The sequence below is a fragment of the Novosphingobium sp. B 225 genome (genome assembly GCF_002198665.1).
Taxonomy (GTDB): domain Bacteria; phylum Pseudomonadota; class Alphaproteobacteria; order Sphingomonadales; family Sphingomonadaceae; genus Novosphingobium.
The window spans coordinates 107,181-132,963 of record NZ_MWLM01000072.1 but is presented as its reverse complement, the minus strand read 5'-3'; the positions used below and the strand labels follow the sequence as shown (position 1 = coordinate 132,963).

The following is a 25,783-nucleotide window of genomic DNA, read 5'->3' as shown; positions in this document are numbered from 1 at the left end:
AATTGACCAAACCCATGTGGCCCCCAAAATGGCCCCCAGATTCGCGAGATTTGGCGAGAAAAGGCGGGCGTAAGCGGGACAAATGCGTTATGAAAACCCTAGGATTTCCAAGGGTTTTGTAGCATTTCCGGGATGTTTTGGGAAGGGAGCGCTGGAGCGGGTGAAGGGAATCGAACCCTCGTCGTAAGCTTGGGAAGCTTCTGCTCTACCATTGAGCTACACCCGCGATTCAGCATGGCTGATCGGCGTTGCGCCCTTGCCACCAAGCATGGGGCTTCGTCAATCTGGAAGCGGCAGGGCCGGGCACTTTGTGCGGAAAAGGTGGGGGCAGGGCCGATCAGGCCAGGCGGTCAATCCGTTCCATGCGCAGCAGATGTGCGGCAAAGCGGTGGATCATGTGGTCCAGTGCGGCCTGGGGGCGGGCTTCGCCGCCGCAAGTGAAGATATCGACCGCCGCCAGGGCATGTTCGGGCCAAGTGTGGATCGAAATGTGCGATTCGGCCAGCAGCGCCACCCCGGTTACCCCGCTGTGTTCGCCAAAGTGATGCAGGCGCAGGTCAATCAGCGTCACCCGCGCTGCGGCTGCGGCTTCGCGCAGTACGGCTTCGACGAAAGCGGGATCGTCCAGCCCCTTGGTGGCGGCCAGATCGGCGATCAGGTGGATTCCGTGAGGGCGGGGCGGCGTGGTCATCGTCAGAGCAGGCTGGTGAACGAATGGCCGAGCGCGCGCAAGGCGGCTTCGGCGGCGGCGACCCCGCGATAGTGGGCTTCCTCGAACAGCGAGAGGCCCGACAGGTCCGAATGGGCCAGCAGCAGCGGCGGTTTGAGCGACTGCGCGGCGCGGCGTGCGGGATCGTTCAGGAATCCAGGAGTGGGCCGGATCATCGCATGGCCCCAGCGCCACAGATCGATCCGGTCAATCGCGCCGTCCAGATCGGGGTTCATGGTCAGCAGATCGTTGCGCACGATGCCCTGCCATTCGGACAGGCTGCGGCTTTGTAGCAGTTCGCGTGCGGCCTTGGGCGTCTCACGCGAAAGCGGGAGGTACCAGGTCAAAACGCTGGGGCCATTGCCCGCGCTGCTGGTCTGGTGGGTGGCGACGACATAACCCAGCGATTCGCTGCCGGCCGAAACATTGTCCCAGGCCAGCGGCACGCCGGGGCCGCGTGGCAGGCGATTGACCGTGACATTGGCAACGACCCAGGGGGAATAGCTGAACGCGGGCGCCGCGCCGAGCGCCGGGGCGATCCGGCGGGCTACGAAATGCGGCATGGCCAGCACTGCCAGATCGGCGCGGGTGCGGATCGCGCGGCCCGCTTGCTGGTCCCAGCGATCCAGCACGGCACCCGCGCCATCGGCCCGGGCGGCAAAGACCGGGCTGGCGGTGCGGATGTGGCCCTTGACCGAATTACGCAGCAGCGCCGCCAGCCGCCCGTTGCCCTCTGGCCAGGTCAGTTCGCTGTCGCCCTGGCCATCGGCGGCCCAGCCGCGCCGGGCCGCAAAATAGTGGAGGCCGGCCCAGGCCGAGATGGCGTCGAGCTCGCTGCCGTAATCGTCGCGGCTGGCATAGCGCAGATGGGCCAGCAGCGGCGGCGAGGTATAGCCTTGCTGCGCCAGCCAAGCGGCGAAGCTTTGCCGGTCGAGCGCAATCAGCGCCGGGTCGCGGCTGGAATAGGCCATGGGGCTGGCAAAGGCGGGGCGGCCATCGGCCCCGGTGAGAGTGCGGAAATGGGCCATTTCGGCAAAGAACCGGTCGCGCTGGCGCTGATCATCAGCGGAAAGCCCGGCAGCGGGATAGAGCCCTTCCTGCCACTTGCCGCGCCACAGCAGGCGTTCCTCCAGATCGGCGCAAAGCTGGGTGGGATCGAACCGCGGTGCCCCCGCAGCGTCACGCCCGGTGACCATTCCGAACTGATCGAGCATCTGGTGCAGCGCGCGCGCTTCGCGGTTGGGAACCGGCAGGTAATGCGCGCCGAGCGGATAGGCGGAAACGGCGTTGCGGCCTGATCGGGCATTGCCGCCTGCCTCGTCCTCCAGCTCGTACAGCACCCAGTCGGTAAAGCCGGCTTCGAGCAGCCGCCACCCGGCGGCAAGGCCGGCAATGCCGCCCCCGGCGATAGCGATGCCGACGCGCTCCTCTGCCGGGCCATCTGGCGCGGGAAACCGGCCATCGCGCAGCCGGTGGCCGCGCGCCATATCGGGGCCGGACAGGGCGCCTGGGAAAGGCGGCGACGACGCGCAGCCCGGCGGCAGCAGCGCGGCAGCCGCCAGCGCCGAACCACCCGCCAGCACGCCGCGGCGGTCAGCCTTCATAGGGGCCCCATTCCTCTGCAAAGCTGCGCACCAGGGCCTGGTTGTCGAGCCGGTTCACCGGGGTGGGGCGGCGGGCCATATCGGGCGGGAACTGATAGAGCAGCGGTTCGCTTTGCGGGGTCAGAAAGCGCAGCCCGGGGGGCAGGGCGGCAAGCGGCGGGATCGCCCCGTGCGCGGCCATGGTAAAGCCCCATTCACCAAAGCTGGGGACATAGGCGTGGTACCCGCGCGCGGACAGCCCGGCGGCTTCCAGCGTGGTGGCGACGGTCCAGAAGCTGCGCGGGGCGATCAGCGGCGAGGTGCTTTGCACGGTCATCACCCCGCCAGGGGCGAGCAGGCGGGCCACCTCGCGGTAGAAATGTTCGGTATAGAGCTTGCCGAGCGAGAACTCGGTCGGGTCAGGGAAATCGACGATCACCGCGTCATACTGCCCGCGCGCTTCCTTCACCCAGCGAAAGGCATCGGCATTGTGCACCGACACGCGCGGAGAGGCGAGCGCATGGCCATTGAGCGCGGCCAGCTGCGGCGTATCGCGGAACAGCCGGGTCATTTCGGGATCGAGATCGACCAGAGTGACGCGCTGCACCCGGCGGTCCCGCAGAATCTCGCGCGCGGCGAGGCCATCGCCGCCGCCCAGCACCAGCACTTGCGCCGGGTTCGCCACTCGCCCCAGCACCGGCCAGACCAGCGCCTCGTGATAGCGATACTCATCGCGCGAGGAGAATTGCAGATTGCCGTTGAGGTAGAGCCGGATATCGCCGCTGCGGCGGGTCAGGACCATGCGTTGATAGGGCGTGGAGCGGGCATAGATCACCGGTTCCTGGTAGAACGCCACTTCGGACCAGCGCTGCAGCCGTTCGGCCAGGAACAGGCCCGCGATCAGGCTGGCGGTGACCAGCAGCGCGGCTGCCAGATCTGCAGCGTTGCGGCGGCTGCGGGGCAGGATAAGCAGCAGTGCGATCGCGACCGAGATATTGGCGAGGCCAAAGACAAACCCGGTGCGGATCAGGCCGAGTTGCGGCACCAGCAGCAGCGGGAACAGCACCGAGGCAACCAGCGCGCCGACATAGTCAAACGTCAGCACGTTCGACACCAGCTCGCGAAAGGCAAAGCGGTGCTGGAGAATGCGGATCAGCAGCGGGATTTCCAGCCCGACCATCGCGCCGATCGCCAGGACCAGGCCGTAAAGCGCCAGGCGAAAATCCGAAACCAGCGGGAACAGCAGGAACAGCGCCGCCGCCGACCACCCGCCCAGCAGCGCGATCAGCACTTCTACCCGCACGAAAATGCTGAGTTCATCACCCTTTACATAGCGCGACAGCCACGATCCCACGCCCATCGCGAACAGATAGGCCCCGATCACGGTCGAAAACTGGGTTACGCTGTCTCCCAGCAGATAGGATGCCAGTGTGCCCGCCAGCAATTCATAGATCAGCCCGCAAGTTGCCACCACCAGCACGGACAGCAGCAGGACAAAGGCAAGCGAGGCTTGCGGCTTGTCGGGGGTGGGGGCGGTCATGACAGCGGCGGGCTACTCCCCCCTCCCGCAAGCGGGAAGGGGGATCGGTCACCCGTGTACGGCGGCGGCGATGATGGTGGAGATGCCGATTGCCACGGCGCCAGCCAGAATCGCGACCGCGTTGTTCTGCCGTTCGATGATCTCGCGCCAGAGTTCGCCCGGGGTCAGCCGGTCAACCAGCACGAAGCTGACGATGAAAATCAGAATGCCGATCCCGGCATAGAGCAGGGTGGCCAGGATTGTGTCGGTGGTCAGCATCGGATTGCTCCCTTTTGGGTTAGGCTATTTGTGGCTGGGGCCGCGCCCGCCGAAGCCGCCGCCGCCGCGATCTTCGTCTGAAAACGGCGACCAGGCATAATAAGTTGCCGAGACCGACCCCGCGAAGACGATCAGGCACCAGGCGGCGAACAGGAACAGGCGTTTGCTCATGCGTCAATCATCATCGTCATCATCGTTCTGGTGTCTCCACCACAGGATCAGCAGCGGCACGCCCAGCAAGGCGGCGAGTTCCAGCCACAGGTTGCCCCACATCACCCCGCCCGCGCTGGCAATCAGATCGACCGCGATCCGATCGCCCGCTTGCGGCCCGGCACCCGCGCCGCCCAGCATCCAGGCGTTGGCCGAACTGGTGGTGCGGCTATAGCTGGCACTGCCCCATGGGTGCGCCTGCAGATCAGCGACAATGTCATAGGTTCCGCGCGGCACGCCGGAAAACTTGGTGGTGGTGCGGAAATCGCCCTCGCTCCACGCCCCATCGCTATCGTATCCGGTATAGTATTCGACCACGCCATAGGCGGTGTAACCGCGCTGGGTGGCGCGATCGACCAGGGTATAGTCGATATCGATCCAGCGGTTGTTGAAATTGCTGGCCCGCGCCTCGATCGTCACCGGCTGGTAGGACCGGCCCACCGTGATCTTGCCAACAGTGACGGTCACTTCCGGCCCGCCGACCACAACCGAAGTGCTGGACCGCACCGTGGCGGTGGAAATGCCGAACCCGATCATCACCAGCATCGACAGCATCAATGTGGCAAAGGCCAGGCCGAACATTTTGGGCAGGTCGGAATGAGCCATTGGCTCGGCCTGGGCAAAGGATGTGCCCAGCTTGCCTGCCAAACCCTCATCGTCTGCCGGGCCTGCGCCTCCTTGCGGCGCGGCAAGGCCCTGGGCCAGACCCCGGCGGCCAAAGCTGGGGCGCGGACCACCGCTGGACGGCATGCCCAGACCGAACGCCTGCTCCACCTCGTTCGCGCCCAGCGGGATCAGCTGGGTCCAGTTGACTTCATCCGCGCTCCATTCGGCAGAGAGCAGTTCCTGTCCACGGCTATAGGTGGTGGCGGACACCGTATCGCCCGCGCGCACCCGCCAATAGAACTCACCGACCACCTGCGTGGTCACGGTGTCCGCCGGGTCATAGTCCTGGCTGTAGCGCGATCCGCGCCACAGGGTCGAACCGCCGCTGCCGCTGGGCCGGTCGATCAGCATGGTGCCAAAGGTCCATTCGCCCTCGCTCAGCACCAGCCAGCGATAGCCGACATAGGGATTGAACAGCAGCGTCTCGGTCCAATCGACATCACCGTCGCTGCGGGCCAGCGCGCCGATCGCTTCCCATTCGGTGCCAAACAGCACGCCGCGCCGCCCCAGCGGCACGGGCAGTTCGCGCATCGTCCCTTCGTATTGTTCGATCACCGCCACATCGGGATGCGCCACGTCCAGCAGTGCGCCGCAGTGCTGGCAGCCGACCGAGACCGAATAGCCCGCCGCCTTGACCGCGATTGTGCCCCCGCAATTGGGGCAGGTGACAGACCGCGCCGCGCTCATCGCAGGTCTGCCGGGATCGACCAGCCATCCAGCTGGCGCAGGTTTTTGGGGCTGAGCTGCGACAGTTCAAGCGCAGCGCCGATCCAGGCGCTTGCCCCGTCGCTATCGCGTTGCAGGCTGATCGCCCCGCCATTGGTGCCGCGAAAATCGATGCTGAGCATTTCCGCACCGGCCGGCGTGGGGCGGGGCAGATCACCTTCGCTGCCCAGGCATCGCGCGGTCTTGATGTCGCTCGCCTCAAACTCCTCGGCGTCCAGCGTCAGGCTGGTCCCGCGCGCCACGCTGCCGCCGGCGGCAAAAGGTGCCAGCTCGCTGCGGCGTAGCAGTTCGGGATGTTCCTGGGTCAGCATGTAGCTGCCCATCGCTTCGGCCAGCCAGCGCTGATGCCCGTCGCTGCAATCGAGCAGCCATTCATTCCACGAGCCGTCGTTCCAGCCCCAGCGCACCCGCCCGGCCACGCTGAAGCGGACCGGGCCAAAGCTGCCGGTGGTGCCCAGCTGGATCGGCGAAACGTCAAACGGCAGCACCGCGCTTTTGCCGATGGCTTCCAGCCCTTCGCCGTGGCGGCGGATCAGGGTCTGGCAATAGGCGCAGGTGACATAAGGCAAGGCCGCGCTGCGCACCGGCACCGGCGCGCCGCAGGACGGACAAGGAAGTTCGGCCACGCGCTTGCCCCCCGCCAGCCTGTGGTTACTTCACCCGGCCCAGCAGTTCGGCCTTCTTGGCATCGAATTCGGCCTGCGAAAGCGCCCCGATGGTCAGCAGCTTGTGCAGTTTTTCGATCACGGCAAAGGGATCTTCCGCCGGAGCCGCCGGAGCCGCCGGAGCCGCCGGGGCGGCAGGTGCGGCGGACTGGCCCAGCCCGGCCGACATGGCCTGACCCATCGCCACGGCCGCAGCCACGCCCGCGCCCATTCCGGCCATGCCACCATCCTGACCGGCGCTCTTTTCCAGCGCTTCGGCGGCCTGGAACTTGGTGTATTTGTCCAGATCGCCAATCGCCCGCATCGACGTGCCCTTGTCCAGATGGGCCTGGACTTCTTCAGGCAGCGAGACGCTTTCGACGAAGAAGGTCAGGCAGGACAGGCCCCATTCGGCAAAGACCTTGTCGACTTCGGCCTTGATCCGGTCTGACATGGCTTGCTGGTTGGCGGCCAGATCAAGGAAGGGGATGCCGCTACCGCCCAGCGCTGTGGCGATCGCGGTGACGATGGCGGAACGCAGCTGCGCCTCCAGCGTCTGTGCATCGATCCCGCTGGTGGTGCCCAGCACGCGCTGCACAAACGGCTGCAGCTCGTTCAGTTTGAACGAATAGGTGCCAAAGGCGCGGATCCGCACCGGTCCCAGATCGGCATCGCGCACGGTGATCGGCTGGCTGGTGCCCCATTTCAGGCCCGCCTGCTCGCGCATCGAAAAGAACACCACGTCAGACTTGAACGGGCTTTTGAAACCCTTGTCCCAGTTCATCAGGTTGGTCAGGATCGGCAGATTGGCCGTATCCAGCGTGTGCAGACCCGGGCCAAAGAAATCGGCCAGCTGGCCTTCGTTAAGGAACGCCGCGATCTGTCCTTCGCGCACAGTCAGCTGGGCGCCGTTCTGGATCTCATGATCCGCAAACGGCACGCGCCAGGCCAGCTGGCCGGGTTCTTCCAGCCATTCGATGACATCAACGAACTGTTTCTTCAGAAAATCGAACATCATGCACTCCCAGGGAGGATCATGGGGACAAGATTAGTGTCCTGCCTGCCTAATACAATAGAAACCGGACAGTTGCGAACCGATTGCAACAAAAATCACAAGTCCCGGGCGGACGGGGCCAGCGGCGGTGCGGCGCTATGCGACGGACTGCGGGTTCAGGCGGGATTGGCAAAACCGATTTTCCTACAAGCGCCGAATCTGGCATAAGCCGGGCCGCTCTTTGACATTGTCGGTCCCCCAATTTGCCCAGCGGCGGGTTTTTTCGCCGAAAACGGGCAATGTGTCACCTTTTTGGGCACAAGCCATTGAAGTATATCACATAAATGCCCGGACAGAGTGTAACCCTGGTGTCACCTTGTCACCCCGGCTGTCCGCGGCCAATCCGGCAGGTTCAGCGCATCCCGGCCAGCGCCTTTTGCCGCCGCCGCTGGACCGAGCTGCCCAGGCCAATCGCCTCGCGGTATTTGGCGACGGTCCGCCGGGCCAGTTCGAAACCGCGTTCTTTCAGCAGATCGACCAGCGTATCGTCAGACAGGATCGCCTTGGCATCTTCTGCGTCGATCAGCTGCCTGATCGCGGCCTTGACCGCCTCGGCAGAGGCCCCGCCTTCGCCATCGACCGCGCCGACGCCGCTGGTGAAGAAGTATTTGAGTTCAAACGTGCCGCGGGTGCAGTGCAGATACTTGTTGCTGGTCACCCGGCTGACGGTGCTTTCGTGCATTGAAATGGCTTCGGCCACCTGGCGCAGGGTCAGCGGTTTCAGGTTGGATACGCCGTGCCGGAAGAAGCCGTCCTGCTGGGTCACCAGTTCGCTCGCAACCTTAAGGATGGTCTTCTGCCGCTGGTCGAGCGCTTTCACCAGCCAGTTGGCATCGGCCAGCTTGTCTGACAGCCAGCCGCGCGCGGCCTTGTCGTCGCAGGCTCCGCGCATTTCGACGTAGTAGCTGCGGTTGACGATCAGCCGGGGCAGGGTGGCCTGGTTGATCGCCACGTCCCAGCCGCCGTCCCCTCGCGGAGTTACCAGAATATCCGGAGTAACCGGCTCACCGCCGCCGGAACCGAATTTCAGTCCCGGCTTGGGATCATAGCCGCGCAGTTCGGCCAGCATTTCGGCAAAGTCTTCATCGTCCACCCCGCACATCCGTTTCAGCCGGGGCAGTTCGCCGCGCGCCAGCAAGTCCAGATTGTCGAGCAGGCGGGCCATGCACGGGTCATAGCGGTCAGCTTCCCGGGCCTGCAGGATCAGGCATTCCGCCAGGCTGCGCGCACCGACCCCGGTGGGGTCGAGCGACTGGACCAGCTGCAGGCCGCGCTCGGCCAGGTCCTCGTCCACTCCCAGTTCGGCCGCCACTTCGCGCAAGGAGATCGGCAGGTAGCCAGCGTCATCCAGCTGGCCGACGATATGGCGGGCGATAAAGGCCTGGACCGGATCGCTCGCCATCGGTCCGATCTGCGCTTCTAGGTGTTCGGACAGGCTGGGTTCGCCCGCGCCGCGTTCGTCGATCCCGGGTCCGTCCTCGCCAGCCGGACCGCGCAGTTCTGCGCCCCAATCGCCGCGGTCCCCATCGCCGGTATCGCGCTCCACATCCAGCGCGGTGCGATCAATGTCGAGCGGGCGATCATCTTCCGCCCGGCCTTCGGAGACGAGCTGGTCAACCGGCGAGCTTTCCAGCGTGGTGCGGCGCAGTTCGATCTCATCGGGTGCAGGGTCGCTGGCGGCGGGCGCACCATCGCCCACTTCAAGCAGCGGATTGCTGTCAATCGCCTCGCCAATGAAGGCTTCGATTTCCAGGTTTGACAGCGCCAGCAGCTTGATCGCCTGCTGCAGCTGCGGTGTCATCACCAGCGACTGCGACTGTCTCAGATCAAGGCGTGGGCCAAGGGCCATGGTCAGGTGTTGCCGCCAGTTCCGCCCTAGAGCGTGAACCCTTCGCCCAGATACAGGCGCCGCACGTTCTCATCCGCTACCAGCGCTTCCGGGCTGCCCGCGAACAGCACTTGCCCGCCATAGATGATGCAGGCACGGTCAACGATATCCAGCGTTTCGCGGACGTTGTGATCGGTGATCAGCACCCCGATCCCGCGCTGCTTGAGGTCTTTGACCAGATCGCGGATGTCGCTGATCGAGAGCGGGTCGATCCCGGCGAAAGGTTCGTCGAGCAGCATGATCGAGGGATTGGCGGCCAGCGCGCGGGCAATCTCGCAGCGGCGGCGTTCCCCGCCTGACAGCGCCATGGCCGCAGAGGCGCGCAGCCGGGTCAGCCCGAATTCGCCCAGCAGCCGTTCCAGTTCCTGCGCCCGCACCGCCGGATCGGGTTCCACCAGTTCCAGCACGCAATTGATGTTCTGTTCCACCGTCATCCCGCGAAAGATGCTGGTTTCCTGCGGCAGATAGCCCAGCCCCAGGATCGCGCGGCGGTACATCGGCAGGTGGGTAACATCCACGCCGTCCATCAGGATTCGCCCGCTGTCAGGCCGGACCAGACCCATGATCGAATAGAAACAGGTGGTCTTGCCCGCGCCGTTGGGGCCTAGCAGGCCCAGCACTTCACCTTTGGCCACCGACAAGGAAATGTCGGTCAGCACGGCACGTTTGTCATAGCTTTTGGCGATCGAGATCACTTCAAGCCCGCCCTGCAGGGGCTGGGACGGGGCCTGCTGGCTGGCGCTGGCGCCGGGATGCTCGGTTTGCACAGTATCGGTCATCACTTGCGCCGTTTATTGATCCCTGCGCCGCTCGGCAAGCACCCGTATGGGCATTTGGCAAGATTCGTGCATGGCTTGCGGCAAACGGCTTTGCACAAGAATGGTAAACGAGTCTTGCAAGGTGGTGCCTTCGGTGTTCTACTCGTCCCCAGGGGATGGAAGAGGGGAATGCCGATGGTAAAGGTGTTGGACGGCGCCGGTTCCGCAGGGGCTGCTGCCAAGCCGATCGACTGGCGCAAGCGGATGAGCGATAATATCGCCTATGCCCTGCTGGTCTATACCGCGTTGCAGATTTTCATCACCATGGGCGCCCTCAATGGCAACGGAGGGTCGATCCTGCCCTATTTCGGGCTGGTGATCCTGGTCGCGGCGATCATCCCGGCCTGCCGTCGGTTTGAAAAGCGCTGGGCCCGCCTGTCGGATGCCCAGGCGGCCGATCCCGAATTCATCAGCTTCTACCGCCGTGACCAGCTGTGGCTGTGGGCCATGGCGATTGGCCTGCCATTTGTAGTGACCGGCCTGTTCAAACTGCTGGCGCTGGTGTTCGGCTGATTGCGCCCCAGCCTGATTGCGCTTCGCCGCTGTGATCCCTAGATCGGCAGCTCCCCCAGCCGGAGTCGCCGCAAACCCATGCTTACCCCCCAACAGGCCCAGGATCGCGCCGCGGCGCTGATCGACCTTGCCCGCCGCGCGGGGGCTGATGCCGCCGATGCGATCTATTCGGGCGGCTCTTCGCAGTCGGTTTCGGTCCGGTTGGGCGATCTGGAAGATGTCGACCGGTCCGAAAGCGAGCATCTGGACCTGCGCGTCTTCGCCGGGCGTTGTTCGGCCTCGATCGGATCGAGTGACCTGTCAGACGCGGCACTGGGCGAACTGGCCGAACGCGCCGTTGCCATGGCCCGCGCCACGCCGGAAGATCAGTATGCCGGGCTCGCGCCCGAAGACCGCCTGCTAAAGGGCGCCTTCGTCGATCTCGATATTGCGGATCAGACCGAATTCAGCCCCCAGCAACTGCGGACACGCGCGCTGGCGGCAGAGGATGCGGCGCGGGCCGTGGCGGGCGTGACCAACAGCGAGGGCGGCCATGCCAGCCTGGCGCAGCGGGTGTTCGCGCTGGTCACCAGCCACGGGTTTGCCGGGGCCTATCAGGGGACGATGCACGGCCTGTCGGCCACGGTGGTGGCGGGCGAGGGTTCGGGCATGCAGCGCGACTATGCCTGGCGTACCGCGCGCCACGCTGGGGACTTGCCCGATCCGGCCGAGATCGGCAGCCAGGCGGGTGAACGCACGGTCCGGCGGCTGAACCCCGGCCGGGTCAGCAGCGGGCAAGCGCCGCTGGTGTTCGATCCGCGCGTCGGCGGATCGCTGGTCGGGCATCTGACCGGGGCGATGTCGGGCAGCGCGATTGCCCGGCGGGCCAGCTTTCTGCTCGACAAGGGCGGGGCCCAGCTGTTCGCGCGCGGGATCGAGATTGTCGACGATCCGCTGCGCAGCCGCGGCTTGTCCTCACGCCCGTTTGATGGCGAGGGTTTGCCGGTCCAGCGCACCACGCTGGTCGCGGATGGCAGGTTGGGCGGCTGGCTGATGGACAGCGCATCAGCCCGCCAGCTTGGCCTGCAACCAACCGGCCACGCGGTGCGCGGCCATGGCGGTTCGCCCGGCGTCGGGACCACCAACCTGCACCTCTCGGCCGGCAGCCAGAGCCCGGCCGAACTGATGGCCGACATCAAGGACGGGATCTATGTCACCGAACTGATCGGCCACGGCGTCAACGGAGTGACCGGCGATTACAGCCGGGGCGCTTCGGGCTACCGGATCGTCAATGGCGAGCTGGCCGGGCCGGTCGCGGAATTCACCGTGGCGGGCAACCTGATCGCGATGTTCGAACAGCTCAGCGTTGCCAACGACCTTGAATGGTATCGCAGCGTCAACGTGCCGACCATCCGGATCGACGGGATGACCGTGGCGGGGGATTGACCCGGACCGCAATTGGGCGCAGCCCAATGACATGGACGACGCAGAGGCCCGGCTTGACGGCTTTCTCGCCAGATACCTACCCGCCGTGGCGGCGCTGGGGCGCGGCGCGATCCGGCACTTGCGCGCTCGTCTGCCCGGCTGCGATGCCTTGGTCTATGACAATTATCAGGCACTTGCGGTGGGCTTTTCGCCCGATGGCAAGACCGGTAGCGCCATCGTTTCGGTCGCGTTGTATCCGCGCTGGGTCAGCCTGTTCTTTTTGCAGGCGCAAGGGCTGAAGGATTATGCCGGGCTGCTGCAAGGCAGCGGCACCGCGATCCGACATATCAGGCTGAGCGCGATCGAGGACCTTGACCAGCCCGCTGTCCGCGCGCTGATCGAAGCCGCACTGGATCAGGCCAAGGTTCCCTACAGCCCCGATCGCACCGGCAACCTGGTGATCAAATCGGTTTCGGCCAAGCAGAAACCGCGCCGACCTGCATCCACCTAAGTGCAACAGGGTCTAGGGTCAGTCCTTGCTCGCCTGATACCGGTCAATGCATTCCAGCACGATGCGCTTGGCATCGTCGGCATCGCCCCACTTGCCGATCCGCACCCACTTTTCCTTTTCCAGGTCTTTGTAGTGGGTAAAGAAATGCTCGATCTGCTGCAGCACGATCGAAGGCAGGTCTTTCTGCTCACCGATGTCGGAATAGTACGGGAACGTCGAATCGACCGGCACGCAGATCAGCTTTTCATCGCCGCCGTGTTCGTCTTCCAGGTTCAGCACGCCGATCGGCCGGGCGCGGACGACGCAGCCGGGGACGAACGGCGAACGCGCGATCACCAGCGCATCCAGCGGATCGCCATCATCCGACAGGGTGTGCGGGATGAAGCCGTAATTGGCCGGATAGCGCATCGGCGTATGCAGGATCCGGTCCACGAACAGCGCGCCGGATGCCTTGTCGAACTCGTACTTCACGGGTTCGCCGCCGACCGGCACTTCGATGATGACGTTGAGGCTTTCGGGCGGATTGTCACCCACGGGGATCATGTCGATACGCATGGCGCGCCCTTAGCGGGGATGATGCTGCGCTGCAACAATCCTTTCCGCCTCACGGCGGTGCGGGAATGCCATCCGGCATTCCCTGGCCTGGCCGGCCCGCTCCCCCGGCCCGACCACCCGCTGATGGTACCCTATGGNCCCTATGGGTGGTCGGGCCGGGGGAGCGGGCCGGCCAGGCCAAGCCAATCGCGGATGCGATTGGCGCACCCGACAAGGACTCTTACCCCGCCGCCCCGGCCAGCACGTTGATCGAAAAGGCCAGCACGCCGATGTTGAACACAAAGCTGAGCAGGCTGTGCGCCACCACCACGCGGCGAACCGCGCTGCGGGTGACGTTCACGTCGCTGGCGGCAAAGCTCATGCCGGCGGTGAAGCTGAAGTACAGGAAGTCCCAGTAATCGGGCTCTGGCGTGCCGGGAAAATCGAACCCGCCCCGATCCTGACCGTCAGGGGCGCGGGCATAATGCATGTGGGCATAGTGGAGCATGAACACCACGTTGGAAAAGCCCCACGACAGCGCCAGCGTGCCGATCAGTTTGAGGATCGCAGATATGTTGCCGTCCTTGGCGGGGTGCAGTTCGGCGGTGATCGCGGCCAGCACAGCCAGAGTGGTCGCTGCGGTAATCAGCAGCACCAGCCCCCGGCTGGCGTCATTCTGGGCGGAATGGCGGCGCATGCTTGCGGCGCTGCGATCACGCATCAAGGGTGCGAGCGAGAGGATGAAGGCCGTGGCTGCCACATCGAACCCGATCACCAGCGCATCGCCCGGCGGGCTGAGGTGGACCATGCGCCAGCCCAGCGCCACAATGCCCATCAGACCAACAAACAGCACGAAGCGCGGCGGGGCGATCTTGCTGCCCAGTGCAGCGCGCAGCCCGGCCAGCGCCCCGCGCCGCGTGGTCACTTGCCCTTGGCCATGGTCAGGCGGCGGGGATAGAGCAGCGCTTCCAGCCCGGTCATGCCCGCACTCGGCGTGGCCCGTTCCAGCCAGGGCCAGCGCAGCCCGCCGCGATAATCCAGCCGCACGGACTGGAACCGCTCGCCGCGCTGGATCAGCAGGTCCAGCGCGCCGCTGTCCCGGGCCTGGGTGATCGCCTGTTTCAGTCCATCCGCGCTATAGGCAGTCCCGTTCACCGCCACGATCCGCGCGCCGTTGACCAGCCCGGCGTTGAAGGCCGGACTGTCCCACTGGGTCGCGGTGATCCGCCCGTCCTTGTCGAGCGAGACCCCGATCGAGAAAGTCAGGTTGAGCACTTTGCTCTCGCTCATCCGCTGCTTGTCAAAGGGGTTGGGCTCGTCCTTCCAGGCCAGCCGGTAACCCCCGGCGTCGATCCCGCCAAGCGGGGCAGGCTGCCCGGGGGTGTCCAGCCGGGTCTTGAAAAAGCCGGACCAGTCATAGGGCATCACACTGTTCAGCGTTGCCGCGACATCGGCCTGTTCAAAGGTCAGCTGGCCCCAATCGCCATCACGCATTCCGAAAAAGGCCTTGGCGAAATCGTCGATGCTCTTCTTGCCGCCAGTGCCCTTGCGGATGATCTGATCGGCTTCCAGCCAGACCAGCGCGCCTTCGGTGTAATAGTCTTCGCTGCGGGCGAGCGAGGGGAAGGGCTTGGGTTTTCTGGCGGCGAAAACCGGGTCCATCCCCGTATCCGCAACCGAACGCCAGCGCCGCCCCGGCTGCTCGGCAAAGTTTCCGGCCCAGGCGGCCAGCTGCCCCAGCACCATGTCCTTGCCCTGCAGGCCCGATCGCGCCGCCAGCACCAGCCCCCAGAACTGGTCCTGCCCTTCATAGGCCCACAGCAGGTCACCCTGCATCGGCTGGCGATAGTCCGGCGTCCACAGCCGCGCCGGGCGGCGGAATTTGCCCGACCACGAATGCGAATATTCGTGCGGCAGCAGGCCGCGGTCGTATTCGTTCTTGTCCCATTCGGTAAATGCGCCCGGTTCAAGCTGGTTCTCGCTTGACCGGTGATGCTCCAGCCCGATCGATCCGATCTTGTCGCTGACCGCCAGCAGGAATTCGTAGTGATCGAAATGGTTGGCGCCAAACGCCAGCCGCGCCTCGGTAACCAGATTGCGATGCAGGTCGATCTGCGCCGGGGAGGCGTTCAGCTGTTCGGGCTTGTCCGCCACTACGTTAAGCGTGACCCGCTGGCCCAGATCCCATTTGCGGAAATGGCGCCCGGCAAAGACCGGCGAATCAACCAGGGTTTCATAGCTGGTTTCGCCCCAGCTCCAGGTGCTGTTCAGCTGCAGCGCCCCGTCCAGCGCGGTGGCCGGGGTCCAGCCAGAGGGGAAAGTCACGCGCGGCTTGACCCGGATCTGCCGCACGTAATGCCCGGCGGGATAAAGGCTCATCTTCTCCCACTGCAGGTTCAGCATGTCGGGGGTCATGGTGATCCGCCCTTCGCTGCTTTGCAGGGGCGAAGTGTGGGCGAATTTGGCCACCACCGCTGTGGCCCCGGCAGGCAGATCCAGGTGAAAGGCATAGACCTCCACCGGATCGCGCTTCCACGCCAGTTGCTGGCCGTTCGCGGTGAAGTTCAGGTCCACCAGCTCTGCCAGCGGCCCGCGCGGGCCGTGATTGCCCGGCAGCCACTGCGGATAGAGCAGCGTCAGGCGGCGGGTGCCGGGGGCGACGGGGATCGTCTGCGTCACCCGGTAGATCGCGCGCACGGTATCGCTGGCGTCAATCTCCAGCTGGATCGGCCCGCCCGGATACGGCGTATCGGCGGCATCCGGCACGGTTTGCACGATCGGAACCGCCGTGGGGGCGGAAAGCCCGGCGGCAAAGGTGGGAGCAGCGGCGCACAGCGCCAGGGCGGTGATAAGGGACCCTGTTTTCGTCATGGCGCTTTTCATGGCGAAGCTTTGCGGGCTGGGCAATCCCTTGGCTTGGTGAACCTTCAGGCAAGGAAGGAAGAAGGGGGTTCGCGCAGAGGCGCAAAGAAGAAAGAGGAGACGCAGAGCGGCTGCGCCTCTGCGCGAACTCCCTTAAACCTATCAAACCCCAGCACGCCGACAATCGGCCAAAGGGCTTCACCTTGCCGCATTACACGGCTAAGCGCGCTTCCCATGAGCACACCGCAAGCCATCAGAGGCACCCAGGACATTTTCGGCGCAGAGGCCGAGGCGTTCGCGCATGTTGTCGAAACCTTTGAACGGGTGCGCAAACTCTACCGGTTTCGCCGGATCGAAATGCCGGTGTTCGAAAAGACCGAAGTGTTCAGCCGGAGCATCGGCGAGACCACTGACGTGGTGTCCAAGGAAATGTATTCGTTCGAGGATCGCGGCGGCGATTCGCTGACCCTGCGCCCCGAATTCACCGCCGGCATCTGCCGCGCGTTCCTGTCCAATGGCTGGCAGCAACACGCGCCGCTGAAGGTCGCGACGCACGGCCCGCTGTTCCGCTATGAGCGCCCGCAAAAGGGGCGTTACCGGCAGTTCCATCAGCTTGACGCCGAGATTCTGGGCGCGGGGGAACCGCAGGCGGATGTGGAACTGCTGGTGATGGCGGATCAATTGCTCAAGGAACTGGGCATCGCTGACGGCGTCACCCTGATGCTCAACACCCTGGGCGACGGCGCCAGCCGCGAAGCCTGGCGCGCCGCGCTGGTTGACTACTTCCGCGCAGTGCAGGGCGAGCTGAGCGAGGATTCGCAGGAACGGCTGGAAAAGAACCCGCTGCGCATCCTCGACAGCAAGGACCCGCGCGACAAGGTGTTCGTGGGCGATGCGCCGAAGATCGACGATTTCCTGTCGGACGAGGCGCAGGCGTTCTTCGCCAAGGTCACCGGCGGGCTGGACGCGGCGGGGGTGCAATGGACCCGTGCACCATCGCTGGTGCGCGGGCTCGACTATTACCGCCACACCGCGTTTGAATTCGTCACCGACCGGCTGGGCGCGCAAGGCACCGTGCTGGGCGGGGGGCGTTATGACGGGCTGATCGAATCACTCGGCGGCGCGCATACCCCGGCGGTGGGTTGGGCTGCGGGGATTGAGCGGCTGGCGATGTTGGTGGGGGATAGCGGCAAGGCGTTCGAAGAGCCTGCTGACTTTGCTGTAGTCCCTTCGGATGCCAACCATCTAGATCGCGCTATGAAGATCGCTGCTGAATTGCGTTCTGATGGTTATTCGGTCGATCTGCCGTTCCGCGGTAACTTCAAGAAGCGGCTCAAGAAGGCCGATGAAGTCCAGGCTGCTTACGCAATCTTGCTTGGCCTAGAGAGCGCATATCAGGATCAAATCACGTTGAAAAATATGGTGACTGGGCAGCAAACCAACATAGACGAGTCGCATTATCGGAATGCCATTCGAGATCCGAAGTATCTCGATATCTTAGGGGGTGCACCTAGACCAGGATTTGGTCGGCGCTTCCGGCAAGCCTCTTCAATTTGACCATGCTTAGACATCGTCACCCTGAACTTGTTTCAGGGTCCATTTCTCCGCGCAGACCGGAGCGTGGTGGGGCAGCAAGGCCGCGCCGTTCGGGTAACTTCGCTCGATTGGGGCAAACCGCACGATGGATGCTGAAACAAGTTCAGCATGACGGAAGTATGGGAGAGAGTGGTTGGGGCGCTACGTCAGCCTTTCAATGGCGGAAAACCCAGCCCTACCGCCAGATCGCCCCAATGCGGGTTGCTCGCCTCGACCAGATTGATCTTCCATTGGCGATGCCAGTTCTTGAGCTGTTTTTCGCGCGTGATGGCGGATACCATGTCGCCATGCATCTCGAACCAAACCAACCGCTTGACCCCATGCCGTTTGGTAAAGCCGGGAAGCGCGCCTTCGCGGTGTTGCCAAAAGCGGCCTTCGGGGTTGGAGGTAACGCCGATGTACAATGTCCCGCGCGGTTGGCTCGCGAGAATGTAGACGCAAGGGTTTCGCTCAATCGGCATGGGGTGGTTCATGCGGCACGATGGACCCTGAAACAAGTTCAGGGTGACGAAGGATTGGAAGCAGGTCGGTGGCTGTAACCGACGCCCGCCTCCACCAGATCGCTGCCCGCTTCTCGGAAATCGAGGCGCGGCTGGCTTCGGGCCTGTTGGAGGGCAAGGACTTCATCGCCGCCAGTCGTGACTATGCCGAGCTGGAGCCGGTGGCCAAAGCGGCCGAACAGGTCAGCACCATGCGCGGCGAGATTGCGGGGCTGGAGGCGATGCTCGACGATCCCGAAATGCGCGCGATTGCGCAAGAGGAACTGGCCGAGCTGAGCGCCCGGCTGCCCGATGCCGAACATCGCCTCGCCATCGCCATGCTGCCGCGCGATTCGGCGGACAGCCGCTCGGCCATGCTGGAAATCCGGGCCGGGACCGGCGGCGATGAAGCCGCGCTGTTCGCAGCCGATCTGCTGCGGATGTACGAACGCTATGCCGCCGAACAGGGTTGGCGGGTGGAAGTGGTCAGCGCCAATTCCAGCGAAATCGGCGGTTTCAAGGAAGTGGTGGCCGAAGTGAACGGCAACGGCGTGTTCGCCAAGCTGAAGTTCGAAAGCGGCGTTCACCGCGTCCAGCGCGTGCCGGTGACCGAAAGCGGCGGGCGGATCCACACCAGCGCGGCGACCGTGGCGGTGCTGCCCGAACCGGATGAGGTGGATGTCCAGATCGAGGACAAGGACCTCAAGATCGATGTCTACCGCGCTTCGGGGGCGGGCGGCCAGCACGTCAATACCACCGATTCGGCAGTGCGGATCACGCATTTGCCCACCGGTACGGTGGTGACCTGCCAGGACGGACGCAGCCAGCACAAGAACAAGGCGCAGGCGATGCAGGTGCTGCGCGCGCGGATCTATGAAAAGATGCGCGAGGAAGCCCATGGCGAGGAAGCCGCGGCGCGCAAGGCGATGGTCGGTTCGGGCGATCGCAGTGAACGCATCCGCACCTACAACTTCCCGCAAGGCCGGGTTACCGATCACCGCATCAACCTGACCCTGCACCGGCTGACCGAAGTGCTGGAAGGCGCGGGGCTGGGTGAACTGGTCGATGCGCTGCTGGCCGAAGATCAGGCCAAGCGGCTGGCGGCGCTGGGCGAGTGAGCCTGGACACAGCCCGGACCGTGGACGAGGCCGTGCGCGCCGCGACCCAGATGCTTGGCCCGCGCACCGACACTGCGCGGTTCGATGCCGAAGTGCTGATGGCCCATGCCCTGGGGGTCAGCCGCAGCGAACTGTTCTTGCGCCGGATGGGCGATGCACCGCCTCCGCACTTTGCCGAACTGGTGCTGCGCCGGGCCGGGCATGAGCCGGTGGCGCATATCGTCGGCAGCGTGGGGTTCTGGGGGCTGGACTTTGTCGTCACTCCGCATGTGCTGATCCCGCGCGGGGATAGCGAGACGCTGATCGAAGCGGCGGTTCAGGCCTTTGCAGGCGCGCCGCCGCGCCGAGTCCTCGATCTCGGCACCGGATCGGGCTGCCTGCTGCTGGCGGCGCTGCACGAATGGCCGGATGCGGAAGCGGTCGGGATCGACCGTTCGGACGCGGCGCTGGCGGTGGCGACCGACAACGCTCGGCGCTTGCCCGGAACGAACGGCCCGGCGCGGCTGCTCCGGCGGGACTGGACGCAAGGCGGATGGGCGCAAGGCCTTGGCCAATTCGACCTGGTTCTGGCCAATCCGCCCTATGTTGAGGACGAGGCCGCGCTCGAACCGTCGGTGCGGGACCATGAGCCCGGCGGAGCGCTGTTTGCGGGGCCCGAGGGGCTGGACGACTACCGGCTGCTGCTGCCGCAACTGCCCGCGCTGCTCACCCCCGGCGGGATCGCCATGGTCGAGATCGGAGCCAGCCAGGCCCCGGCCGTGGAGGCGATTGCCGCGGCTGCCGGGTTCACGGCTACACTCCACCTTGACCTTGCCGATCGCCCGCGTGCGCTGGAACTCAAGATTCCGCTTGGCAAGGCTGGGGACAGCGCGTAAGCGCATTGGCAGACCAGCGCCGGACCGAATGCGTGTCCCGTCGGTCAATTCCAACATTTGCAACCGGAACGGCAAACTGCCGTCGCTGTTCGCAAGTGTCGGGGCCCCGGCAGGCAAGGCGCAGCCAGGGCACAATGTCATGCGGCCGATCGGCGATAAGGCTGAACCAGGCTGCTGGAGTAGGGAATTGTCACCCTTGAATAACAACAATCGCGGGAACAATAACAACAATCGGCGTCGCGGCCGGGGTAATCGTCAGCAGGGTGGAAACGGGGGGCAGCAGCTCAACCGGATTGACAGCCGGGCGCGCGGCAATGCGCCGCAGCTGCTGGAAAAGTATCGCAAGCTCGCCCAGGACGCGCACCTTAATGGTGACCGGGTGACAGCGGAATACTATCTGCAGTTCGCCGACCACTATTTCCGCGTCATCGCCGATGGCCGCCAGCGGGTTGAAGAACAGCGCCTGCGCCGCGAAGACCGCTGGGAAGGCGGGGATGAGCAGGCTGACGATGCCGGCGATTTCTCGGTCGACAACAACGATTTCCCCAGCTTTGACCAGCCCAGCTACAACCGCGCCCCGCAGCGCGAGGAACGCCCGCGCCGTGACCGCGACGAGGAATCGCGCGGCGATACGGAAGAAGCCAGTGACGGGGCAGAGGGTGAAGCTTCGGCCAACCCTTACGAACCGCCTGAAAACCCCTTCGTGCGCGGCGACAACCCGGGCTCGGGCCGAGGCCTGCGCCCGCGCCGCGATGACCGGCGTCCGCGCCGCGATGACCAGCCGCAGGGTGAACGCGACAGCCGCCCCCGCCGCGATGACCAGCCGCAAGGTGAGCGTGACAGCCGCCCCCGCCGCGATGATACCGCCCCGCAAGGTGAGCGTGACAGCCGTCCGCGCCGGAACGATCGCCACGCTGAGGACGATGCCCCCGCCGGGCTCAACCCCAGCCTGCTTCCCCCCGCGATCGGTGCCTCGCGCAGCGCTCCGGCAGAGGAAGACACCGCTGCCGATGCCAAGCCCAAGCGCGGACGCCCGCGCAAGCGCCCGGCCGCCGATGAAAGCGGCGAAGCGCTGGAAACGGTTGGCTAATCCGCTTTAGTCCGGTTAGTCCCGCCCCATGGACAGACTGACCGGCTGGCTGAACCGCGCCCTGAACCACCCGCGCAAGCTGGCCTTGCTGCTGGGGCTGCTTAGCGCCTGCGGGTTTCAGCCGGTGGGGCTGTGGCCGCTGGCCTTGCTGGCACTGGCCGGGCTGATCGAACTGATCGGCCGTGCACCCGATTGGAAACGGGCGGCGCTGCTGGGCTGGCTGTTCGGGGTGGGCCATTTCAGCCTGGGCAACAACTGGATCGCCACTGCGTTCACCTATCAGGCGGCCATGCCGGCCTGGCTGGGGTGGTGCGCTGTGGTGCTGCTGGCGCTCTATCTGGCGGTCTATCCGATGCTGGCGGTGCTGGGCGCCTGGCGGCTGGGCCGGGCGAACTATGCGGCGCTGGTGCTAAGCTTTGCCGGCCTGTGGATTGTCACCGAATGGCTGCGCAGCTGGGTCTTTACCGGTTTTGCCTGGAACCCGCTGGGGCTGCTGCTGCTGGGTCCGTTCGACCGGACCGGCGCGGCCTTGCTGGCGCGGGTGTTTGGTACTTATGGCCTGTCCGGGCTGGCCGTGATGCTGGCGGGATCGTGGCTGATTGCCTTGCGACGGGGACGGGCAGACTGGCGCGGAGCCTTGCTGGTGCTGTTGCCGATCGCGCTGTGGTATCTGCCGCAACCCACCATAGCGGACACGCGGCGCGGCCCCGTCTTCACGCTGGTCCAGCCGATGATCCCGCAGGAACAGCTGAACGATCCGGCGATGTATGAGGCGAATTTCCGCCGCCTGGCCGCATTGTCGGCAAGGCAGCCGGGCCAGCAGGGGCGGCCCCGGCTGTTGCTCTGGCCGGAAAGCGGCGTGCCCGATTACCTGCGCGAAGGCTATCCAGAGGTCTATTATCTTGACAATTACGGTGCCGATCCGGTGCTGGCGCGTCGCCGTCTGGCCCGGCTGACGGGGCCGGAAACCGTGCTGCTGACGGGGGCAACCGATCTGGAAGTGGATCGCCGCCGGGTGATCGGCGCACGCAATGCAGTGACGGCGCTGGACGGACAGGGCGCTATCCTGGGATCTTATGCCAAGGCCCATCTGGTGCCCTATGGCGAATACCTGCCGATGCGCGCGCTGCTGACCCCGCTGGGGCTGGCGCGGCTGGTGCCCGGGGACATCGATTTCTGGCCCGGCCCGGGGCCGCGCTCGATCGATCTGGGGACCTCTGGCAAGGCCGGGGTGCAAATCTGCTATGAGATCATCTTTTCCGGGCAGGTGGTAGATCGCGATAACCGCCCCGCTTTCCTGTTCAACCCCAGCAACGATGGCTGGTTCGGCGCCTGGGGCCCGCCCCAGCATTTGGCCCAGGCGCGGCTGCGCGCGGTGGAGGAAGGGCTGCCGGTGCTGCGCGCCACCACCACCGGGATCAGCGCGGTGATCAATGCCGAAGGGGCGGTGGAACACTATGTCCCGCACCGGCAGGCCGGGCGGATCGACGGCGTTCTGCCGAACCCACGCGCACCCACCTTGTTCGCGCAGCTGGGCAACATGCTTCCGCTTGGCCTGGCCGCACTTCTTCTTGGCCTGTCGCTGGTTGCCAGACGCCGCCGGGTTGACTAGGACCACGGCGACATAAAGTTTGCTTTATATCGAGAGAGCATTGATGCGCACCGTCTACCTGTTCACCTCTGAAAGCGTTTCCGAAGGCCATCCTGACAAAGTGGCTGACCAGATCTCGGATTCGATCGTCGACCTGTTCCTGTCCAAGGACCCGGAAGCGCGGATCGCGTGTGAAACGCTGACCACCACCCAGCTGGTGGTGCTGGCGGGTGAAATCCGCTGCAAGGGCGTGTTTGAGAACGGCGAGTGGGCCCCCGGCGCGCAGGACGAAATCGAAGCCACCGTGCGCCGCACGGTCAAGGAAATCGGTTACGAGCAGGACGGCTTCCACTGGGAAAAGTTCGAATTCATCAACCGCCTGCACGGTCAGTCGGCGCACATCGCGCAGGGCGTAGACGCCAATGCCAACAAGGATGAAGGCGCGGGCGATCAGGGGATCATGTTCGGTTACGCGACCGACGAAACCCCGGATCTGATGCCGGCCACGCTCTATTACAGCCACAAGATCCTGGAACGCATGGCCGCCGATCGCCATTCCGGCGCGGCCCCGTTCCTGGAACCCGATGCCAAGAGCCAGGTCACCCTGCGCTATGAAGGCAGCCTGCCGGTCGCCGCGACTGCTGTGGTCGTCTCCACCCAGCACGCCAAGGGCTATGACGAGGGTGATAAAGAGGCCGAACTGCACGCTTATGTAAAGCGGGTGATTGCCGAAGTGATCCCGCCCGTGCTGCTGCGCGAAACCGAATACTTCATCAATCCCACCGGCAGCTTCGAAATCGGCGGGCCGGATGGTGACGCGGGTCTGACCGGGCGCAAGATCATTGTCGATACCTATGGCGGCGCGGCCCCGCATGGCGGCGGCGCGTTTTCGGGCAAGGACCCGACCAAGGTGGACCGCAGCGCGGCCTATATCAGCCGCTATCTGGCCAAGAACGTCGTTGCCGCAGGCCTCGCCACGCGCTGCACGATCCAGCTTGCCTATGCCATCGGCGTGTCAAAGCCGCTGTCGCTCTACGTCGATACGCACGAAACCGGCACGGTGGGCGATGACAAGATCGAAGCCGCGCTGCTCGCCATGCCCAAGCTTGGCGGGCTGACCCCGCGCGCGATCCGCACGCATCTGGGCCTCAACAAGCCGATCTACCGCAAGACCGCCGCCTATGGTCACTTTGGCCGCAAGGCGGAAGGCGATATGTTCCCGTGGGAGCGGGTCGATCTGGTGGAAGAACTGAAGGCAATGCTGGGCTGAGCCATGGCGCAAACGCGGCGTCGGGTTCGGGTTCTGCGGCTATCGTGGCCGGTCGCGGCAGAAACGCTGGCGGCGCTGCAATCGGGCAATGCCGGGGCTCTTGAAAGCGATCCTTCGTTCGCGGGCCTGCTGGCTGCTCTGCGCGCTGACAATCCGCTGGGTGACTTTGGCCTGTATCAGGCCGTTGCCGAAATTTCCCCGTGCTGGGAACTGTTCCAGCCGCAAGGCGGGGCCAGGCCGACCCTGGGCGCTGCCGGGCAGACGCAAGTCTCGACCAATCTGATGGTCACGATCCACGTCGATGCCGCCACGCCCGAGGATGAGTTCGAGGCGGTGCTGGATTGGCTGGTCACGCTCCACCCCTGGGAAGTACCCGTAATCGAGATTGCCGAAGCCGAACTGGCGGTGCGGGCAAATTAGGCCTTGCGGTAATCTGCCGTAATCACCCCGGCCGCTGCCAGCTCTTCCTCATGGCTTTCTTCGCGCCATGTTTCGGCCAGCGCCTGGGCTTCCCAGTCGAGCATGGCAGGGTGGGCCAGCACATGGTCAACCCAGGCCTGACCTTTGCCCACGTCAAGCCCATAGGTGCGGATGCGGAAGGCGACGGGAGCGAAGAAGGCATCGGCGGCGCTGAACTCCGCCCCCGCCAGCCACGGTCCGCCGAACTGCGCCAGCCCCTGCTCAAAGATCTCGCGCACCCGCGCCACGTTGCGGCGCAGGCCCTCGCTCATCGGTTTGGGTTGCACCCGCACCCCGACGTTCATGGTGCAATCATTGCGTAAATGTCCGAACCCGCCGTGCATTTCCGCCACCGCGCCCTGCGCGAACACGCGCGCTTCCTTGTCAGCAGGCCAGACCCCGGGATGACGTTCAGCCAGGTACAGCGCGATCCCCAGCGAATCCGCAATCACCCGCGCGCCGTCGATCAGCACCGGCACTTGCCCGGTGGGAGAGAACTTGCGGAAGTCCTCGTAATTGTCGGGCTTGGTGAAGGGTTCCAGCCGGTCTTCAAAGGGGATGCCCAGCGCCTTCATCAGTACCCACGGGCGCAGGGACCAGCTTGAATAGTTCCGGTTGGCGGTGATCAGGGTATAGGTCATGCGGGCCAGCCTAACGATCAAATGCCGTGCGGCAAGCCCGCAGGGTCAGGCTGCCACCTCATCCGGCCAGCGGGTCAATCGCGTCGCGCCCGCATCCAGGAACAGGCTGGGCAAGGTGACCAGTATCAGCGTCTTGTGGATCAGCCAGTCGGCCAGCCGCTCGTTCCAGCGCGCGGTTGCCTTGCCCTTGCGCTCAAGCCAGCGCTGATAGGGCAGGAAATGGCCCGGCTCATCCGTGTGAACGATCCGGAAGATCCGCATCAGCACCGGGTCTGCACGAACGTGGCGGCTGCGCAGCAGGGTCTGGACCTGCACATAGCCGCGTTGCTCGGTTAATAGGTCCTGACCCTAACATGATCACGCGGCACAGCCGCTCAAATTCGGCCGGATCGGCCACGACATTGCCGGTATCAAGCTGGTCGATCGAACAGCCGAACACCCATTGGATGAAGCGGTCGATATGACCAAAGCGGGTATCGAGCCGCAGCGGCATCCGCCCCTGCAGTTCGAACCAGCGCTTGAACATCACGTAATGCTTGCGCTCATCGGCGCGGTGGCGGATCACTTCGGCGGTGAATTGCGGATCATCCGGGCAGCGCAGCCGCACCGCTTCGATCACCCGGTCCAGCGCGGTATAGCCGCGGTATTCGTTGTAGAGATAGATCGAGGCCAGCACGTCAAGATAGCGCGCCTGGAAGGCTGTACTGGGCATTGGCAATCACTCCGGCATGGCGAGCAGGCCCG

Annotated in this window: 27 protein-coding genes and 1 tRNA gene; 10 read left to right on the top strand and 18 right to left on the bottom strand. The window is 65.0% G+C overall.

Going from position 1 to position 25,783, the window contains the following annotated elements:
- Positions 1–152: 152 nt before the first annotated feature.
- From MNBBLIKP_RS16985 to lptB, 11 genes are all read right to left on the bottom strand, one after another.
- Positions 153–226: transfer RNA gene (locus tag MNBBLIKP_RS16985), tRNA-Gly, on the bottom strand.
- A gap of 111 nt (positions 227–337) precedes the next feature.
- Entirely contained in the window at positions 338–691 is a 354-nt protein-coding gene (gene speD / locus MNBBLIKP_RS16980; protein ID WP_088311458.1) for an adenosylmethionine decarboxylase, read from the bottom strand.
- A 2-nt stretch (positions 692–693) separates the two neighbouring features.
- Complete coding sequence (locus MNBBLIKP_RS16975; RefSeq protein WP_088311457.1) at positions 694–2,313, bottom strand: FAD-dependent oxidoreductase; 1,620 nt, start codon at positions 2,311–2,313, stop codon at positions 694–696.
- Entirely contained in the window at positions 2,303–3,832 is a 1,530-nt protein-coding gene (locus MNBBLIKP_RS16970) for a polyamine aminopropyltransferase (protein ID WP_088311456.1), read from the bottom strand. The genes MNBBLIKP_RS16975 and MNBBLIKP_RS16970 overlap by 11 nt, the downstream gene beginning before the upstream one ends.
- 48 nt (positions 3,833–3,880) lie before the next feature.
- Positions 3,881–4,090, bottom strand: a complete 210-nt coding sequence (locus tag MNBBLIKP_RS16965; protein ID WP_088311455.1) for a DUF350 domain-containing protein — start codon at positions 4,088–4,090, stop codon at positions 3,881–3,883.
- 24 nt (positions 4,091–4,114) lie between these two features.
- The gene (locus MNBBLIKP_RS18145) at positions 4,115–4,261 is read right to left on the bottom strand and encodes a hypothetical protein (protein WP_176399814.1); all 147 of its coding nucleotides are present in this window, start codon (positions 4,259–4,261) and stop codon (positions 4,115–4,117) included.
- A 3-nt stretch (positions 4,262–4,264) separates the two neighbouring features.
- Entirely contained in the window at positions 4,265–5,653 is a 1,389-nt protein-coding gene (locus tag MNBBLIKP_RS16960; protein ID WP_088311454.1) for a DUF4178 domain-containing protein, read from the bottom strand.
- A complete protein-coding gene (locus MNBBLIKP_RS16955; RefSeq protein WP_088311453.1) occupies positions 5,650–6,318 on the bottom strand; it encodes a DUF4178 domain-containing protein in 669 nt (222 codons plus the stop codon). Before MNBBLIKP_RS16955 ends, MNBBLIKP_RS16960 begins: the two co-directional genes overlap by 4 nt.
- A 25-nt stretch (positions 6,319–6,343) precedes the next feature.
- Complete coding sequence (locus MNBBLIKP_RS16950) at positions 6,344–7,351, bottom strand: SPFH domain-containing protein (protein WP_088311517.1); 1,008 nt, start codon at positions 7,349–7,351, stop codon at positions 6,344–6,346.
- A gap of 391 nt (positions 7,352–7,742) precedes the next feature.
- Positions 7,743–9,239 carry an RNA polymerase factor sigma-54 gene (rpoN, locus tag MNBBLIKP_RS16945; protein WP_088311452.1) on the bottom strand — a complete coding sequence of 499 codons (1,497 nt, stop codon included), beginning with the start codon at positions 9,237–9,239 and terminating at the stop codon, positions 7,743–7,745.
- 26 nt (positions 9,240–9,265) lie between these two features.
- Positions 9,266–10,057: an LPS export ABC transporter ATP-binding protein gene (gene lptB / locus MNBBLIKP_RS16940; protein ID WP_088311451.1), complete on the bottom strand. Its 792-nt coding sequence runs from the start codon at positions 10,055–10,057 to the stop codon at positions 9,266–9,268.
- 168 nt (positions 10,058–10,225) lie between these two features.
- Here lptB and MNBBLIKP_RS16935 point away from each other — a divergent pair, with 168 nt between their 5' ends.
- The 3 genes from MNBBLIKP_RS16935 (at position 10,226) to MNBBLIKP_RS16925 (ending at position 12,524) form a co-directional block, all read left to right on the top strand.
- A complete protein-coding gene (locus MNBBLIKP_RS16935) occupies positions 10,226–10,609 on the top strand; it encodes a hypothetical protein (RefSeq protein WP_254913106.1) in 384 nt (127 codons plus the stop codon).
- Between the two features lie 78 nt (positions 10,610–10,687).
- Complete coding sequence (locus MNBBLIKP_RS16930) at positions 10,688–12,034, top strand: TldD/PmbA family protein (protein ID WP_088311450.1); 1,347 nt, start codon at positions 10,688–10,690, stop codon at positions 12,032–12,034.
- A 31-nt stretch (positions 12,035–12,065) separates the two neighbouring features.
- Positions 12,066–12,524, top strand: a complete 459-nt coding sequence (locus MNBBLIKP_RS16925) for a DUF1801 domain-containing protein (protein ID WP_088311449.1) — start codon at positions 12,066–12,068, stop codon at positions 12,522–12,524.
- Positions 12,525–12,542: 18 nt separating this feature from the next.
- Here MNBBLIKP_RS16925 and ppa read toward each other — a convergent pair whose 3' ends face one another.
- The 3 genes from ppa to MNBBLIKP_RS16910 all read right to left on the bottom strand — a co-directional run bounded on the left by ppa (position 12,543) and on the right by MNBBLIKP_RS16910 (position 15,929).
- Positions 12,543–13,079 carry an inorganic diphosphatase gene (gene ppa / locus MNBBLIKP_RS16920; protein ID WP_088311448.1) on the bottom strand — a complete coding sequence of 179 codons (537 nt, stop codon included), beginning with the start codon at positions 13,077–13,079 and terminating at the stop codon, positions 12,543–12,545.
- 220 nt (positions 13,080–13,299) lie between these two features.
- Positions 13,300–13,983: a DUF1345 domain-containing protein gene (locus MNBBLIKP_RS16915; RefSeq protein WP_254913105.1), complete on the bottom strand. Its 684-nt coding sequence runs from the start codon at positions 13,981–13,983 to the stop codon at positions 13,300–13,302.
- Complete coding sequence (locus MNBBLIKP_RS16910; RefSeq protein ID WP_254913104.1) at positions 13,980–15,929, bottom strand: M61 family metallopeptidase; 1,950 nt, start codon at positions 15,927–15,929, stop codon at positions 13,980–13,982. Before MNBBLIKP_RS16910 ends, MNBBLIKP_RS16915 begins: the two co-directional genes overlap by 4 nt.
- 225 nt (positions 15,930–16,154) lie before the next feature.
- Here MNBBLIKP_RS16910 and hisS point away from each other — a divergent pair, with 225 nt between their 5' ends.
- Entirely contained in the window at positions 16,155–17,477 is a 1,323-nt protein-coding gene (gene hisS / locus MNBBLIKP_RS16905; RefSeq protein ID WP_088311446.1) for a histidine--tRNA ligase, read from the top strand.
- Positions 17,478–17,662: 185 nt separating this feature from the next.
- On the opposite strand, the gene MNBBLIKP_RS16900 is transcribed toward hisS, so the two are convergent.
- Entirely contained in the window at positions 17,663–17,977 is a 315-nt protein-coding gene (locus MNBBLIKP_RS16900; protein ID WP_088311445.1) for a GIY-YIG nuclease family protein, read from the bottom strand.
- A gap of 68 nt (positions 17,978–18,045) precedes the next feature.
- Between MNBBLIKP_RS16900 and prfA the strand changes: the two genes are divergently transcribed.
- From prfA to MNBBLIKP_RS16870, 6 genes are all read left to right on the top strand, one after another.
- Positions 18,046–19,113, top strand: coding sequence for a peptide chain release factor 1 (gene prfA, locus MNBBLIKP_RS16895; protein ID WP_088311444.1), 1,068 nt, complete (start codon positions 18,046–18,048; stop codon positions 19,111–19,113).
- Entirely contained in the window at positions 19,110–19,988 is an 879-nt protein-coding gene (prmC, locus tag MNBBLIKP_RS16890; protein ID WP_254913103.1) for a peptide chain release factor N(5)-glutamine methyltransferase, read from the top strand. Before prfA ends, prmC begins: the two co-directional genes overlap by 4 nt.
- A gap of 196 nt (positions 19,989–20,184) precedes the next feature.
- The gene (locus MNBBLIKP_RS16885) at positions 20,185–21,078 is read left to right on the top strand and encodes a DUF4167 domain-containing protein (protein WP_254913102.1); all 894 of its coding nucleotides are present in this window, start codon (positions 20,185–20,187) and stop codon (positions 21,076–21,078) included.
- Positions 21,079–21,106: 28 nt separating this feature from the next.
- Positions 21,107–22,690, top strand: a complete 1,584-nt coding sequence (gene lnt, locus MNBBLIKP_RS16880) for an apolipoprotein N-acyltransferase (RefSeq protein ID WP_088311443.1) — start codon at positions 21,107–21,109, stop codon at positions 22,688–22,690.
- Between the two features lie 43 nt (positions 22,691–22,733).
- Positions 22,734–23,939, top strand: a complete 1,206-nt coding sequence (gene metK, locus MNBBLIKP_RS16875; RefSeq protein WP_088311442.1) for a methionine adenosyltransferase — start codon at positions 22,734–22,736, stop codon at positions 23,937–23,939.
- Positions 23,940–23,942: 3 nt separating this feature from the next.
- Positions 23,943–24,359 carry a hypothetical protein gene (locus tag MNBBLIKP_RS16870; RefSeq protein WP_088311441.1) on the top strand — a complete coding sequence of 139 codons (417 nt, stop codon included), beginning with the start codon at positions 23,943–23,945 and terminating at the stop codon, positions 24,357–24,359.
- Here MNBBLIKP_RS16870 and MNBBLIKP_RS16865 read toward each other — a convergent pair.
- From MNBBLIKP_RS16865 to MNBBLIKP_RS16855, 3 genes are read right to left on the bottom strand one after another with little or no spacing between them, the layout of a single operon-like run.
- On the bottom strand, positions 24,356–25,039 hold the full coding sequence (locus MNBBLIKP_RS16865; protein WP_088311440.1) for a glutathione S-transferase family protein: 684 nt from the start codon (positions 25,037–25,039) through the stop codon (positions 24,356–24,358). The genes MNBBLIKP_RS16870 and MNBBLIKP_RS16865 overlap by 4 nt on opposite strands.
- Before the next feature lie 45 nt (positions 25,040–25,084).
- The gene (locus MNBBLIKP_RS16860; protein ID WP_140420641.1) at positions 25,085–25,300 is read right to left on the bottom strand and encodes a hypothetical protein; all 216 of its coding nucleotides are present in this window, start codon (positions 25,298–25,300) and stop codon (positions 25,085–25,087) included.
- Entirely contained in the window at positions 25,269–25,751 is a 483-nt protein-coding gene (locus tag MNBBLIKP_RS16855; RefSeq protein ID WP_088311438.1) for a hypothetical protein, read from the bottom strand. Before MNBBLIKP_RS16855 ends, MNBBLIKP_RS16860 begins: the two co-directional genes overlap by 32 nt.
- Positions 25,752–25,783 lie beyond the last annotated feature (32 nt).

Excerpts from the sequence above, each read along its gene's own strand:
- speD (WP_088311458.1), bottom strand. The coding sequence starts at position 691 with ATGACCACGCCGCCCCGCCCTCACGGAATCCACCTGATCGCCGATCTG.
- MNBBLIKP_RS16975 (WP_088311457.1), bottom strand. The coding sequence starts at position 2,313 with ATGAAGGCTGACCGCCGCGGCGTGCTGGCGGGTGGTTCGGCGCTGGCG.
- MNBBLIKP_RS16970 (WP_088311456.1), bottom strand. The coding sequence starts at position 3,832 with ATGACCGCCCCCACCCCCGACAAGCCGCAAGCCTCGCTTGCCTTTGTC.
- MNBBLIKP_RS16965 (WP_088311455.1), bottom strand. The coding sequence starts at position 4,090 with ATGCTGACCACCGACACAATCCTGGCCACCCTGCTCTATGCCGGGATC.
- MNBBLIKP_RS18145 (WP_176399814.1), bottom strand. The coding sequence starts at position 4,261 with ATGAGCAAACGCCTGTTCCTGTTCGCCGCCTGGTGCCTGATCGTCTTC.
- MNBBLIKP_RS16960 (WP_088311454.1), bottom strand. The coding sequence starts at position 5,653 with ATGAGCGCGGCGCGGTCTGTCACCTGCCCCAATTGCGGGGGCACAATC.
- MNBBLIKP_RS16950 (WP_088311517.1), bottom strand. The coding sequence starts at position 7,351 with ATGTTCGATTTTCTGAAGAAACAGTTCGTTGATGTCATCGAATGGCTG.
- rpoN (WP_088311452.1), bottom strand. The coding sequence starts at position 9,239 with ATGGCCCTTGGCCCACGCCTTGATCTGAGACAGTCGCAGTCGCTGGTG.
- lptB (WP_088311451.1), bottom strand. The coding sequence starts at position 10,057 with ATGACCGATACTGTGCAAACCGAGCATCCCGGCGCCAGCGCCAGCCAG.
- MNBBLIKP_RS16935 (WP_254913106.1), top strand. The coding sequence starts at position 10,226 with ATGCCGATGGTAAAGGTGTTGGACGGCGCCGGTTCCGCAGGGGCTGCT.
- MNBBLIKP_RS16930 (WP_088311450.1), top strand. The coding sequence starts at position 10,688 with ATGCTTACCCCCCAACAGGCCCAGGATCGCGCCGCGGCGCTGATCGAC.
- MNBBLIKP_RS16925 (WP_088311449.1), top strand. The coding sequence starts at position 12,066 with ATGGACGACGCAGAGGCCCGGCTTGACGGCTTTCTCGCCAGATACCTA.
- ppa (WP_088311448.1), bottom strand. The coding sequence starts at position 13,079 with ATGCGTATCGACATGATCCCCGTGGGTGACAATCCGCCCGAAAGCCTC.
- MNBBLIKP_RS16910 (WP_254913104.1), bottom strand. The coding sequence starts at position 15,929 with ATGACGAAAACAGGGTCCCTTATCACCGCCCTGGCGCTGTGCGCCGCT.
- hisS (WP_088311446.1), top strand. The coding sequence starts at position 16,155 with ATGAGCACACCGCAAGCCATCAGAGGCACCCAGGACATTTTCGGCGCA.
- MNBBLIKP_RS16900 (WP_088311445.1), bottom strand. The coding sequence starts at position 17,977 with ATGCCGATTGAGCGAAACCCTTGCGTCTACATTCTCGCGAGCCAACCG.
- lnt (WP_088311443.1), top strand. The coding sequence starts at position 21,107 with ATGGACAGACTGACCGGCTGGCTGAACCGCGCCCTGAACCACCCGCGC.
- metK (WP_088311442.1), top strand. The coding sequence starts at position 22,734 with ATGCGCACCGTCTACCTGTTCACCTCTGAAAGCGTTTCCGAAGGCCAT.
- MNBBLIKP_RS16870 (WP_088311441.1), top strand. The coding sequence starts at position 23,943 with ATGGCGCAAACGCGGCGTCGGGTTCGGGTTCTGCGGCTATCGTGGCCG.
- MNBBLIKP_RS16865 (WP_088311440.1), bottom strand. The coding sequence starts at position 25,039 with ATGACCTATACCCTGATCACCGCCAACCGGAACTATTCAAGCTGGTCC.
- MNBBLIKP_RS16860 (WP_140420641.1), bottom strand. The coding sequence starts at position 25,300 with ATGCGGATCTTCCGGATCGTTCACACGGATGAGCCGGGCCATTTCCTG.
- MNBBLIKP_RS16855 (WP_088311438.1), bottom strand. The coding sequence starts at position 25,751 with ATGCCCAGTACAGCCTTCCAGGCGCGCTATCTTGACGTGCTGGCCTCG.